The 13,847-nt window shown below is 50.8% G+C and carries 12 protein-coding genes; 10 read left to right on the top strand and 2 right to left on the bottom strand.

Features of this window, described 5'->3' with window-relative positions; all coding sequences use genetic code 11:
* Window positions 1–55 precede the first annotated feature (55 nt).
* From znuA to lpxM, 3 genes are all read left to right on the top strand, one after another.
* The gene (gene znuA, locus ACVLVH_RS05655) at window positions 56–1,027 is read left to right on the top strand and encodes a zinc ABC transporter substrate-binding protein ZnuA (protein ID WP_137385939.1); all 972 of its coding nucleotides are present in this window, start codon (window positions 56–58) and stop codon (window positions 1,025–1,027) included.
* Between the two features lie 13 nt (window positions 1,028–1,040).
* Window positions 1,041–2,369, top strand: a complete 1,329-nt coding sequence (gene mepM / locus ACVLVH_RS05650) for a murein DD-endopeptidase MepM (RefSeq protein ID WP_110866308.1) — start codon at window positions 1,041–1,043, stop codon at window positions 2,367–2,369.
* Between the two features lie 126 nt (window positions 2,370–2,495).
* A complete protein-coding gene (gene lpxM, locus ACVLVH_RS05645) occupies window positions 2,496–3,473 on the top strand; it encodes a lauroyl-Kdo(2)-lipid IV(A) myristoyltransferase (protein ID WP_192411687.1) in 978 nt (325 codons plus the stop codon).
* A gap of 24 nt (window positions 3,474–3,497) precedes the next feature.
* Here the strand turns inward: lpxM and ACVLVH_RS05640 are convergent, their stop codons facing one another.
* Complete coding sequence (locus ACVLVH_RS05640) at window positions 3,498–4,733, bottom strand: MFS transporter (RefSeq protein WP_101764162.1); 1,236 nt, start codon at window positions 4,731–4,733, stop codon at window positions 3,498–3,500.
* An 86-nt stretch (window positions 4,734–4,819) separates the two neighbouring features.
* Complete coding sequence (pyk, locus tag ACVLVH_RS05635; protein ID WP_498948943.1) at window positions 4,820–6,295, bottom strand: pyruvate kinase; 1,476 nt, start codon at window positions 6,293–6,295, stop codon at window positions 4,820–4,822.
* Between the two features lie 182 nt (window positions 6,296–6,477).
* Between pyk and ACVLVH_RS05630 the strand changes: the two genes are divergently transcribed.
* The 7 genes from ACVLVH_RS05630 (at window position 6,478) to ACVLVH_RS05600 (ending at window position 13,675) form a co-directional block, all read left to right on the top strand.
* Window positions 6,478–6,798: a hypothetical protein gene (locus tag ACVLVH_RS05630; protein WP_498948941.1), complete on the top strand. Its 321-nt coding sequence runs from the start codon at window positions 6,478–6,480 to the stop codon at window positions 6,796–6,798.
* Window positions 6,799–7,060: 262 nt separating this feature from the next.
* Window positions 7,061–8,533 carry a tyrosine-type recombinase/integrase gene (locus ACVLVH_RS05625; protein ID WP_498948939.1) on the top strand — a complete coding sequence of 491 codons (1,473 nt, stop codon included), beginning with the start codon at window positions 7,061–7,063 and terminating at the stop codon, window positions 8,531–8,533.
* Between the two features lie 1,102 nt (window positions 8,534–9,635).
* Window positions 9,636–10,415: a KilA-N domain-containing protein gene (locus tag ACVLVH_RS05620; RefSeq protein WP_498948937.1), complete on the top strand. Its 780-nt coding sequence runs from the start codon at window positions 9,636–9,638 to the stop codon at window positions 10,413–10,415.
* 11 nt (window positions 10,416–10,426) lie between these two features.
* Entirely contained in the window at window positions 10,427–10,705 is a 279-nt protein-coding gene (locus ACVLVH_RS05615) for a hypothetical protein (protein WP_275234856.1), read from the top strand.
* Between the two features lie 774 nt (window positions 10,706–11,479).
* Complete coding sequence (locus ACVLVH_RS05610; protein ID WP_275234857.1) at window positions 11,480–11,794, top strand: hypothetical protein; 315 nt, start codon at window positions 11,480–11,482, stop codon at window positions 11,792–11,794.
* A gap of 226 nt (window positions 11,795–12,020) precedes the next feature.
* The gene (locus ACVLVH_RS05605) at window positions 12,021–12,440 is read left to right on the top strand and encodes a DUF6971 family protein (RefSeq protein WP_458038679.1); all 420 of its coding nucleotides are present in this window, start codon (window positions 12,021–12,023) and stop codon (window positions 12,438–12,440) included.
* Between the two features lie 98 nt (window positions 12,441–12,538).
* On the top strand, window positions 12,539–13,675 hold the full coding sequence (locus ACVLVH_RS05600) for a hypothetical protein (protein WP_498948935.1): 1,137 nt from the start codon (window positions 12,539–12,541) through the stop codon (window positions 13,673–13,675).
* The last annotated feature ends 172 nt before the right edge of the window (window positions 13,676–13,847 follow it).

Below are 13,847 nucleotides of genomic sequence, written 5' to 3'. Positions count from 1 at the left end.
TTTCGAATGTTATAATATCACATTCCATCAACGGTTCACGATGGAATGACGTATTATGTTACACAATAAAAAGCGCCTGATTTTCACCCTTACTGCTGCGGCAATTGGCGCGGCAAGCGCATTACCCGCGCACTCCGCAGTTGTCGCTTCAATCAAACCTATCGGATTTATCGCAGCGGCTATCGCAGAGGGTATTACGCCGGTTGAAGTATTGCTGCCTGATGGCGCCTCAGAGCATGATTATGCCTTGCGTCCCTCTGATGTAAAACGTATTAAAAACGCAGACTTAGTAGTATGGACAGGCCCAGAGATGGAAGCCTTTCTTACTAAGTCAGCGGCCGAATTACCTGCCAGTAAAAACCTCGAAATTGCCGCATTGCCGGGCATAAAACCGCTATTGATTAGCGGCGATGATGAAGATGAGGAACATGAGCATGGTCACGATCACGATCACGACTCAGAAAATTCCGAAGACCAGGACGGGTCTCATGCGCATCACCACCACGGACAGTTTAATATGCACCTGTGGATGTCCCCTGACATGGCCTTACAATCTGCGGTTGCAATCCATGGAAAATTATTGGAACTTATGCCGCAAAGCAAAGCCAAACTTGACGCTAATCTGCAGGAATTTAAGGCAGAATTAGCCGATGCAGACAAACACATCGGCGCGCAACTCGCGCCTGTGCGGAACAAGGGTTATTTCGTTTTTCACGATGCTTACAGCTACTTTGAAAAACATTACGGTTTGTCACCTTTAGGTCATTTTACCGTCAATCCTGAAATCCAGCCGGGCGCCCAGCGTTTACATCAAATACGAACACAGTTGGTTGAGCAGAAAGCCGTTTGCGTTTTCGCTGAACCACAATTCAGACCGGCCGTCATCGATGCCGTGTCCCGTGGAACTTCCGTACGTAAAGGCACGTTAGATCCGTTGGGTATGGACATCAGCTTATCCAAAGACAGCTACGTGAAATTTCTTTCACAGCTGTCGAGCCAGTATGCGAGCTGCCTGAATGGAGCATGAGGAATAGGTAAAAGTGCAGCAGATAGCCCGCTCTGTCGCCCTCGCATTTAACAATTTGCCGCGCCCCCACCGCGTTATGCTGGGTTCATTAACCGTTGTCACGTTGGCCGTCGCAGTATGGCGGCCTTACGTTTACCATCCGCGTGATGTTGCCCCCATCGTGAAAACCATTACGTTGGATAAAGATGAACTGCGCACGCTGTTGCCCGAAGCCAGCGAGCCGATTGACCAGACAACGGAAGAACCGTCCGACGATATTCCTGCTGACGACATTGATAATGACGTTCCGGACAATCCCAACGTACATGAGTACACCGTCTCTTCAGGTGATACCCTGAGCAGCGCGTTAAATCAGTACGGTATTGAGATGGGCGATATCAACGCATTAGTCAGTAGCGATAAAGATCTGCGTAACATGCGCGTTGGTCAGCAACTGAGCTGGACGCTGGATGCCGATGGACAACTGCAAACCTTCAGCTGGGAAATCGATCGTCGTGAAACCCGTACTTATCAGCGCGCCGACAACGGCAGCTTTAAGATGCAGCAGGAGCTGCAAAAGGGTGAGTGGCAAAATAACGTACTGAAAGGTGAAGTGCGCGGCAGTTTTGCTGCCAGTGCCCAGCGTGCGGGTTTAACCAGCGCAGAAACCAGCAACGTCATCAAAGCGATGCAGTGGCAGATGGATTTCCGCAAACTACGCGCCGGTGATGACTTTAGCGTGCTGATGTCACGTGAAATGCTCGATGGCAAAAGTGCCCAAAGCCAATTGCTTGGCGTGCGTTTACGCACCGGCGGTAAAGACTACTACGCGTTCCGTGCGGAAGACGGCAAGTTCTACGATCGCAACGCCTCTGGTTTAGCGCGTGGCTTTATGCGTTTCCCTACGGTTAAGCAGTATCGTGTCTCTTCCAACTTCAATCCGCGTCGCCTTAATCCGGTAACCGGCCGTATTGCACCGCATAAAGGTGTCGATTTCGCGCTGCCTATTGGTACGCCTGTGTTAGCCGTGGGCGATGGTGAAGTGGTGATGGCGAAAAACGGCGGTGCTGCCGGGAATTACGTGGCAATTCGTCACGGTCGTCAGTACATGACGCGTTATATGCACCTGAGTAAAGCGTTGGTGAAACCGGGGCAAAAAGTGAAACGCGGCGATCGTATTGCGTTGTCGGGTAACACCGGACGTTCGACCGGTCCGCATTTGCATTATGAAGTATGGATCAACAATCAGGCGGTGAATCCATTGACGGCAAAACTGCCGCGCATGGAGGGTCTGACGGGTAAAGATCGCAGCACTTACATGGCGCAAGTCAAAACCTGGTTGCCGCAGTTGACGCTGAAATAGCGCATTATTGCGCGTAACACTTAAAAACCGACGGATTCTTCGTCGGTTTTTTGCTATCTGGCGCATGAAGATTGCAAAATTAACCACCGTCACTATTATTGACCGGTCATTGTCAGAGGCGAGTGCATGGAAACCCGAAAGAAAAATAACAGCGAGTTTATTCCCGTTTTTCAACGTTCTTTTTTAAAGCCGAAATACTGGGGAAGTTGGTTGGCGGTGGGCGCGCTGGCCGGCATGGCATTGCTTCCCGCTAAAGTGCGCGATCCGATTCTGGGCGGATTGGGCAAGTTCGCCGGTAAGCTGGCGAAAAGTGCGCGCCGCCGTGCGCTGATCAATCTCTATTATTGCCTGCCGGAATTGAGTGAAGCGCAGCGCGAAGAGATTGCTGATCGTATGTTTGCCACCGCACCGCAGGCGATGGCGATGATGGCCAAATTGGGCATGCGTAATCCTGAGCATGTGCGTAAGCGTGTTGACTGGTACGGCCGGGAAATCATTGAGCAACTGCAGGCCAACAAAGAAAACGTCATTTTCCTGGTGCCGCATGGCTGGGGCGTGGATATTCCAGCGATGCTGCTGGCGTCTGAAGGCCAGATGATGGCGGCGATGTTCCACAATCAAAGCGATCCGTTAATGGACTATCTGTGGAATACCGTGCGACGCCGTTTTGGTGGCCGTATGCATGCGCGAAACGACGGCATTAAGCCGTTTATCGCGTCGGTGCGTCAGGGTTATTACGGCTATTATCTGCCGGACCAGGATCACGGCCCGGAACACAGCGAATTTGTGGATTTCTTTGCTACTTACAAAGCCACACTGCCCGCAGTGGGCCGCCTGATGAAAGTATGCCGCGCACGCGTTGTGCCGCTGTTCCCGGTGTATAACAGTGAAACCCATCGTCTGGAAATCTATGTGCGTCCGCCAATGGATGACTTGCTGGATGCCGATGACAATACGCTTGCGCGTCGCATGAATGAAGAAGTTGAAGTGTTCGTGCGCCCGCATCCGGAACAGTACACCTGGATTCTGAAGCTGCTGAAAACGCGTAAGGAAGGGGATATCGAACCTTATGCGCGCAAAGATCTTTATCCTCGTAGGAAATAAACATGGGGCCGTCTGGCCCCTTTATCATTCTATTGCCGCCACGTGACTGCGACGTTTACGTTCGCGCAGGAACAGGGTCACCAGACCAAACCACAGCACGCCAGCGGCGAAGTTAATTCCGCTAAACCACGGTGTGCCGCCGCTGAAGTAGCCACTTTTTGCCAGCTCAATGCCTACCGCTAAGGTCAGAATACTGATCATACCGAGCATCGCCGCCACGCTGCCTTTACCTTCGTTGCTGGAGTAAAGCGTCAAACGGTACAGACCGGCATTCACCATGCCTGCGCCGAAAGCGTACAAGCTTAACCCGGCTGTCAGCAGCAGATAGGTGTGACTATCGAGCAAATTAGCCAGCAGCGAAATACTCAAACCAATCAGAATCGGCCAGGCGGCAAACTTCACCGGCTGCTCAATCGGCACGCGTCCAGCCAGTTTGCCGAGCGTGATGTTGCCGGCAATCATCGCCAGAAACACCGGCAGCTGCAGCAACGCATACTGCATGCGTGACAATCCTTCATCGTGCATCAAAATCACTGGCGACAGCGCTACCCACGTCAGGATCGGAATAAACACTAAACCAATGGCAAAAGATCCGTACATCACCTGACGATCGCGCGCCAAACGCGCATAGCCGCGCGCCAGCGTTGGCAGGGCGATAGAGTGACTGCGATCGCCAGCGGTTTCCGGCATGACGCGCCACAGCAGGGCAAACGCAATCACGCTGCAAATCGCAAACAGCCAGAACATGCTGCGCCACTCGCCAACGGTGAGCCACGCGGCTCCGGCCAGCGGACCAGCGAGCGGTGCCAGCAGCGCGACGTTGGCCATCAGCGCCATCATGCGTACTGCCAGCGCCTCGTCAAAGGCTTCCTGCACCGCTGCGTAGCTGACGGCGCCAATAAAGCACAGGCTAATACCCTGCACAAAGCGCAGCGCGACAAACTCCTCAATGCTGCTCACCCACGTTGTCAGAATACAGGCGGCGGCAAAGAACAGGATGCCAAACAGCAGCACCGGCCGGCGGCCATATTTGTCAGAGAGCGGACCGAGCAGCCATTGCAGCACCACGCCGCCCATCAGATACGCGGTCAGCGAGGTCGAAACCCATTCCGGGCCGACGCTGAATTCAGACGTCACCAGCAGCATGCCGGGCTGAATCATGTCATGCGCGATATAGGTGGCGAACTCGAAGAGTACCAGCGCGAGCGGGAACAGCAGCACGCGCCCGGTGAGTTGAGTGATAGGTTGATAGCGGGCCATCTGGCCTCCTTGTCAAAAAAATAAAAACGCGACTGCCAGGCAGTCGCGTTTGTCCATGTTGTTACAGCCGCTGTGGGTGGTGCGTATTAGTCTACGCGCAAAACACGGCTGGTATTGGTGGTACCGGTGGTCGACATCACGTCGCCCTGGGTGACAATCACCAGGTCGCCTGAAACCAGGAAACCTTTTTCGCGCAGCAAATTCACTGCATCGTGCGCGGCAGCAACACCATCGTTATTGCTGTCGAAGAACACTGGCGTAACACCACGGTACAGCGCCGTCAGGTTCAGCGTACGTTCGTGACGTGACATGGCGAAGATCGGCAAACCGGACGTGATACGTGAGGTCATCAGCGCGGTACGGCCCGATTCGGTCATGGTGATGATCGCTGAAACCCCTTGCAGATGGTTGGCAGCATACATCGCCGACATGGCAATCGCTTCTTCGACGTTATCGAACTGTACTTCCAGGCGGTGCTTAGAAACGTTAACGCTCGGGATTTTCTCTGCGCCGAGGCACACTTTCGCCATCGCTGAGACGGTTTCAGCCGGATACTGGCCAGCAGCGGTTTCCGCCGACAGCATCACCGCATCGGTACCATCCAGCACGGCGTTCGCCACGTCCATGACTTCGGCACGCGTTGGCATTGGATTAGTAATCATCGACTCCATCATCTGCGTGGCGGTGATGATGGTGCGGTTCAGCTGGCGAGCGCGACGGATCAATGCTTTCTGAATACCCACCAGCTCAGGATCGCCAATCTCCACACCCAAATCGCCACGCGCAACCATCACCACGTCAGAGGCGAGGATGATGTCATCCATCGCTTCCTGTGAGGCAACGGCTTCAGCACGTTCCACTTTCGCCACCAGTTTGGCGTCGCAGCCAGCGTCGCGCGCCAGACGGCGGGCATAATTCATATCTTCGCCGTTACGCGGGAAGGAGACCGCCAGATAATCCACGCCGATTTTCGCGGCGGTAACGATATCAACTTTGTCTTTTTCGGTCAGCGCATCGGCAGAGAGACCGCCGCCGAGTTTGTTGATGCCTTTATTGTTAGAGAGCGGGCCGCCGACGGTGACTTCGGTGAACACTTTTACGCCCTGAACTTCCAACACTTTCAGCTGCACGCGACCGTCGTCCAGCAGCAGGATATCGCCGGGCACTACATCTTCTGGCAGGCCTTTATAGTCGATACCGACTTTTTCTTTATCGCCTTCGCCTTTGGTTAAATCAGCATCCAGCAGGAAACGATCGCCGACGTTGAGGAACACTTTGCCTTCTTTGAAGGTCGATACGCGAATTTTTGGGCCTTGCAGGTCGCCAAGGATCGCTACGTGACGACCCAGTTTCGCCGCGATTTCACGGACTTTATTGGCGCGCTGCTGATGATCTTCCGGTGTGCCGTGGGAGAAGTTGAGTCGTACAACGTTAGCACCCGCCGCGATGATTTTTTCGAGGTTGTTGTCGCGATCGGTGGCTGGACCGAGGGTTGTAACGATCTTGGTTCTTCTGAGACGTCTTGAAGTGGACTTTTGGATGATTGCTGTAGGGCTGGTCATTCGATGATCCTTTTGTTCTAACTGATTGATTAGCCTGATGTTTAATCGTGCGTGCCAGTGTGGGTCTACTTGTTGAGCATATCTTAGCGTCTGTCCGTTGCTATCTGTTTAGCGCTTAAGGTGACACAAGTAGTGCTCCAAATACTGACACAAGGTAAACGCTTACACCTAAGGTACACCAAATGTTTGACACTGTTAAGATGACCTCAAGCCATGCTCGACCTGTATTTACTTATGCCATCCGCAAAGCGGACTCGGTGGTTACTCATAGTGACCAGAGAGGAGTCCACATCTACCATCAAGGCCCATCTGTGCGCACCATGACGCTAGGTCTCATCATGGAATTATCAATCGGTTCTGATTTAGCGTGTTGGTCGATTGTTGATTACCAGACTGCGGGCCCACACACCGTTCTCTATCAGGTCAGTTATTCACTCCTCGATAACCCGGCGGCTCACGACATTACCATTGAGTTGAACTCAAAAGAGGAGGGCGCTCTGTGATGTGTGCTACTGAGTCTTTTTCTTTGGGTGACTTTCCGTGGGTTACGTTAATTATTTCATCTGTGCTTTTCGTCTACTTGCTGAGTTTGGTCTGTCTGGTCTACTGGTGCATGACAGCACCTGATTATGTTGATGCTGATTTCAATCCACACAGGGAAGGAAGCCATTTAACACCCACTTACAGGGGTGAGGAGGTAATTGCGACTCACGATTTGGGAGAGGGCAGCGTGTCCACTCAAAACGAGTCAAAAGGAATCACATCATGAACACTCAGTCGTTATCTCTATCAAGACTAGCTGTCCCTCAGCTTGTCAGACGTCGAGGCTCAGGGCGTTATACAGTTCGATTCAGGGAGATAGGTAATGCGTCTTCTCTGGTCTCTATAGGTCTGCGCACCTCGGACAAGAGGGCTGCAATGATAAGAGCAAGAGAGTTAGCTCAGACCGCTAAAGCGTTCCTTCTTGATAACTCACAGGTCACCAGCAAGGAACTGAACGAGCACCTTAAATCTATGGCCTTAACGTTCCTTACTGACAAGGTAGGGGACTTCTGGTCAGGTCTGGAGGTGGACCACATCGAAGACGCCAGCGTTAATCTACGGTCACTCGCAAAGGAATCAATGACAGTAGACCAGCAAGCACACATCGTTAAGGCGCTGGAGGTCCTGCAAGCTGCGCGGCGTCGTGCGCACAGTGGGGACACTCAGCCTTTACTGTCTGTGCTGGCCTCGTTGGACGGTGATAATGATAAGGGAGTGAACAAAGCAGACGCTCCTACGCGAAATCTGAGAGATGACCAAGCAGTTACCTTTGGAGAATCCAAGCAGGAGCCTCTGAGTTTTGAAACATTATCAGAAATGTATATCGAGGAACACACGGTCAACCTCAAGCCAGCCAGCGTGAGAGACATTCAGTCCGCACATAAGGCGCTCAAGCTGTTCACTGGTTCGATTGATTGGCGTACTCATACAAGGGCTGAGGTCTCAGCTATGCGTGACTCAATGAGGGACTCGGGGCGCTACGCTGACGCTACCGTTAATAAGATGATGGCTAAACTGTGCGCTGTTATGAATTGGGCCTATCAGAATGGACACATCCCGCATGACTACACCAAAGGCTTAAAGGTGAAGGGCGTCAGGAGCGCACGTAGGGCCTACACAGAGGATGAGTTGTCTAAGGTAGTGGACAGGGTTAAGGCTGAGAGAGAACCTCACAAACGCCTTTTTGGGCTGCTTGCTGTTATCACTGGAGCACGAGCCGGGGAGTTAACGCAACTGACCAAGGCTGATGTAGTAGAGGTGAGCGGAGCAAACGGGGAGGCTAGTCATCTATGTATCGACATTAACGATAATGGAGACAAGAGCATTAAGACCGCTGCGAGTGCTCGCTTAGTTCCGCTGACTGATGGCGCTATGGGCTTCTCACTGACAGAGTTCCGGGAGTGGGTCAAAGCGTTGCCCTCTAAAGACTCGTTAGTATTCGGCATGTCCAGAGATACAGCCTCACAGTGGTTTAACAGAGAGGTCCTACCGCAAGCACTACCAAACCGCACAGGTGATCTCGTGCTGCACTCTCTGAGGCACACGCTGGCTACCCTATGTAAACAGGCTGGCATCGCTGAGAGCACGGCTGGTGATATCTTAGGACATACCGGGCAGGGCATAACGTTCGGCCTCTACGGTAAGGCTAAGTCGATTGACCAGATGGCTACTGCTCTCGCTAAGGCTCTGATGTAGATGGTTTCATCGAGTGATCTTTATGGGCTGGCCTAGTGCTGGCCCTTAGTTCTTCGTGGTCTATTGATGATGCTTTAATATTCCATTTAATTATAACTCACTCTTGGGAGATACTGACCAGATCTATTGATTACATACCGTGACCATTAGGCTGCAATTTACACCCACTTTAGGGAAGAGCACACAACACAACGCTCTCTCTCTCACATTCAACTTTCCTTTCAATAAATAGTTATCTGCGCTGGCTTTCAGGGTGGACACACAGACACGCAATCCGGTTTAAATAACTGGCTCTTTGCTATCGGTCTGTGAGTGGATAACCGTAAAGCCTTAATGACCATTATTCTTAATTGGATTATGACCATTATTCACAGGGTGGAAACTCTAAGATTCTTATAGTCTCTCTTTAAGTCTTAATAATAAGATTTAAATAATAAGATTATTAACTCTAAGAGTAACTCAATGAGTAACCCTTTAAGATGCCTCGTTGTTTGATGGTCATCATGCGATAGCAACCATCCCTATAGGTCATCCCTGTATGATCCTCTCAGCGCCTCAGCGGTTACCTCAAGCAAACACATGGCCTAACTCAGTGCGTGGCTCTCCGCTGCTCCTGTGCGGTCTGGTAAGTGTTTGACTACTGGTGTCCTGCTGGTGCCCCATCCTTATATGTATACATGGCCTATCTGATGTTCCCCGCTCATGGTTCCGGCTGTAGGTGGTCATCGGGTGCTCTCCTTTCTGGAGGCAACAGGTCATCCCTCCACGTAGTAACTCAGTGTGACTATTAGGCTGCAATTTACACCCACTATAGGGAGACACACACCTCTCACCGATCACCTCTCACGGTTCTCACTGACACAGTAGCTCATGCTACGACACGCTCAGTTCCCGTAACTTTCAGGTGGTCTCTTTGAGTGTGTTTGTTTTGCTCAACATTGAATACCTCACGCGCATCGCAGCGCATCCACTTTATTTTAAACAAGATCGTCATTCTGTTTGTACTTTGATCTGCTGATACTGATTCCCTTATTTGAGTGGGTCGGTCTGGTCAGTAATCAGGTGCGAACATTTCAGAGTGCAAACAAAAGGAAATACTCAAATGTCTACCTTAAACAATTCAAATATTAATAACGTTAAGCCTCTCATGAAACACGAGGTTGTCTTGCCTGTTATCGTTGACGGCTATTACTGGCATTGTAACGAAGACCGTATGTGGAATCTTAACGAGCTACATAAGGCGCTGACCCTTGGTGATAACAAGGTTCCATCTGAGTGGAATAACCAAGTTAGGCTACATCTTGACCACTCCGGAAATTTCCGGACTGCTTTAGGTGGTGCCAATCCGGGCACATGGGCGACCGAGCAAGGCGCTATCGCTTACGCTATGTGGGTCTCTCCAGAGTTCTACCTGAAAGTTATCAATGCTTTCATCGCTATTCGTAATGACAAGGTGGCCGAAGCGAAAGCACTAGCACAAGACGTAAAGGCGCTTAAGGGTATGAAGCCCGTCAATGATGTGTTCGTGCGCAAGCTGGAGACCGTGGGTCATTCGCTCACCGAGTGCCTTAACGTCCTAGAGTTTCCTAATGTCGGTAAGGTTCGAGAGGTTCTCAAGGACCGTATCTACACCAATCCTTTCTGGTCAAGCTACACGGCTCCTACAGGTCGCGCAGTGGATATCTTCAAGACTACCGATAAGACTGCCAACCTGAACCATAAAGGCCGCGAGAATGGCTACTGGCGCAATCCAGAGGGTGACGCACGGTTCAACAAAGAGGGCGTTAAGGTCCTGACAAAGGGCTTCGAGTGGCTCAAAGAGAACCGCTTAGAGATCATCAAGGTCGCACACGCTAACCTCAAACAGAAACCAAAGAAGTAAGGACTTCTAATATGGATAACTTCAAGCGTATGAATGATGATGAAATCAGACACGAGATTGAACTGATGAGGCACGCAGAGGACCGCCTCAATGGTAACGATGCGCACAGCCTCCGGTGCCTACGTGTGGCCTTCGTGTCTCTCATGGACAGAATCTATGAGGAACTCTCAATCCGACACGATGAGAAGATCACCGAGTCTCTAACAGGACTAACCGGTCCAGACTTCAATCCGGGCATCATAGAAGATGAACCCGAGTGGTCAGGTGATTGGCCTGATGTGGACTACTGACCTCTTAAAAATCCCTATAAATCAATCACCTCAATTACACTCGGTAATGGGAGACAATCCCGACCCAATTATCACCCACTTTAGGGAGACACACACCAGACCTCAGCGGCTCTTTATGACTATGCTCATATTCCGCACATGGTCTAAATCTAAAAGAGGAAAATTTCCTTTATTAGATAACCTCGTGTGTGTGTGTCGTCCCTCCCACACAGCTACATAGTCAATCAGCCAGCGTCCTAGACAGGGCCTAACCGTTACAAACATCAGACAATCCATTTAAGAAATCAATTATGTAATAAATCAAAACTGATAAAGATATTCCTTGCGTATATCCAAGGGTCATCCAGTGATGTTTTAGGCATGAGCGTTTCTCCTCTCAAACTTATGTTAACTCCCCGAGTAACGGCGGGTGTCTGATGGCGACCATTTCGGGCGCTGACTGATTCACTATGACTGTGATTCTATTCCTGTGCGATTAGAGGCCCAGACTGATTCCCTGCGGCCTCGCTTTAATTCTTCACCTCTATATCAAGTTAATCGGACAGTGCTCCGTTAAGGCAGCACATAACGCATACAAACGCTAGACGCCATCTCTTATCAGAGTAACTCACTTGAGTATGCGCAAGAGTCTGGCTGTGAGCACCGGGAGTGCTGTCCGATTCACTTGATGTAATCCTGATTTATCTACCTTTCAGCGGTCCTTTATTGGGCCGTTCTTTTTGCTCAACTCTGAACACCTCCACCTATCCGCATCTATCACAAAGGATTCCTACCATGACCACTATCCGCAAACCTGCCACGGTTGACCGTGAGTCTCTCCGTGAGCACTTATCGGTGTGGCTCTCTGATCCTCAAGGCTACACGGTCTCACTCGAAGACCTTGCCGTTATCACTGGCAAAGTGAAACGAAACGTCAAGCGTGACGTAAAGCGCCTGATGACCCTCAAGAATCAACCTAATTGGGACGGTGAGTTTATCCACGGTTCCGACTTCGTGACCCTCTTAGCTAGTTATCAATCCGCTGTGAGTTTCATTGTGGTTGACACATTGGCTGAACTCTACGCCGAACAACAGGAGCAACCATTATGACATTCCCTAGCGTATTCGATACGAGCAAACCTGAAGGCCGTAAGGCTCTCAGATTAGCCACAGTAAGCAGCAAAGCATTAGCTGACAGATTAGCACTCGGAACACTTGAAGGCCGCGAGAAGCTACCTAAAGCGACCCTGTGTCACATGGCTGTTGCCGCTGGTCTGACCCTGCGTGACTTCGCTTAATTAACATTAACTTAACATTTATTCAGAAGGTACAAACTATGTCTATTTCATATCGCAAACTCGACCTGACCCTAAGCGCAGATAAGGAAACCGTAATGATCTTTGGTCAAGAGATGGCGACCAAGTATTTCACTGAGATTGTCGTGGTGACCATGCTCAACGGCTGTGGCAATGACTTCGGTAAGAGCAACGCGATTCTAAACGCTCTGCACTCCGTTGGTCTGAACGCTGGCGACTACAGCAAGTATTCCCGAGAGTGGGCGCACAGTAACGCTGAGGCACGTAAAGAGGCTGAACGTAAGCGCATTGAAGCCGAGAAGGACCGAGAGCGTGTAGCCGCTATGCACGCGACACCTGCTGAGATCGCTAAGGCCGTTGCTGAACGTAAAGCGCGTGAGGAAGAGATTGCCCGTAAGTTCGGCGCTCGTGGTCAGGCTGCACACTTTGGCGGCTTCTAATAGCCACTCTTTGAGGGTCTGCAATCCGTGGACCCTTAGTAACAAACTCTATGCACATTCAGTGCAATTCTATTCATATTCCAAATAAGGTACATACCATGTCTTTTAACTCAACTCCTAAATTCACTACCCCGGCCCGTAACGCAGACGCACAGGTTAAACCTTTCGCGCCTAAGATGGCTGACGTAAACAACTCAACGTACATTGAGGCAACTGGTGAGGACACTGTAGCCTCTGGCATCCTGCAAGTGAACGGCACAGGCTTTAATGACCTGCCGTTACCGGGTGGTAATGACAGCGCGTCTTACTCTAAGGCTCTGGCTGCTTCACTTGATGCGACCTTCAATGACGGTGAGTTCAAAGTGGGCATTAACGAAGTTGTCTTACCGTCTGAGTTCCGTGATTTCCGCAATGACCCAACTCCGGTACAGCGTCACACTCTGGTTGACCGCTCAGTCATCTACGACCGCAACAGCCCGTTTGACCCCGCGAAGGATGCACCAGAGGTGACCATTCCGGCTAACACAACGATCATCATTAACCCACTGTTGAACCCTCGTGACGATAAGCCTATGGCTACTGGAATCATGGTCTCTGCTGTGACCTTCGTTAGTGACTTCAATATGATTGGCGGTTACACACACGGTTCACTGGAGGCATCCGTTAAGGATGTGAAGTATCAATTTGAACAGAAGATGTTCGCACAGGTGGCGGGAGTTCTCGATAAGGCTGCAACGCTGAACGATGTAGATCGCTTTGTTGCTCCGGGTCTCGCTATGGTCACTCCAAGCAAAGCCGCTGAGGAAATCTTAGATTGGCTGACCGAGTACATGCCGACCCACTTAGGCGATTCACTGTCTGATTTCGCTATCCTGCTGCCTGCTAAGATGCACGGTAAGTTAGAACGTGCTGCACACAAGGCGGGGATGGCTGACGTAAGCGACCTGATTGGTGCCTCAGTGTTCTCCTATGAGGGAACGGCTAACACTACCGTTTACCTACTGCCTAAGCGTTATGCGATGCTGTCATTCCGTACCATCAACGGAGATGTAGCTAAGGTTATCCGTAGCCGTGATGCTGGTCGCCAAGGCTGGAACGTTGAGATCATTCTGATGCTTGAGGTTATGGCTGCGCCGTCCATCAAGATTAAAGACGGTGACGGTTTCCCGATTGAATTGGTTAACGGTTTCCCTCTGGTGACCGCTATCGACTTCTCTGGTGAGCGCATCAAGTAATCGCAATGATCATAACGATATCTAGCAAACTCGAAGGCTCACCTTTAGTTAATTCTATTGGTGAGCCTTTTTTATTTCTCATTCCTAAAACTTCATGGCATCTATAGGTGAATCTTGCAGGGTATTACCCCTTATCATCTCACCAGTTTTATATGGGGGATCATGAATTGCA

The sequence above is a fragment of the Kluyvera sp. 1366 genome (genome assembly GCF_054823405.1).
This window is presented reverse-complemented; position numbering and strand designations above follow the sequence as displayed.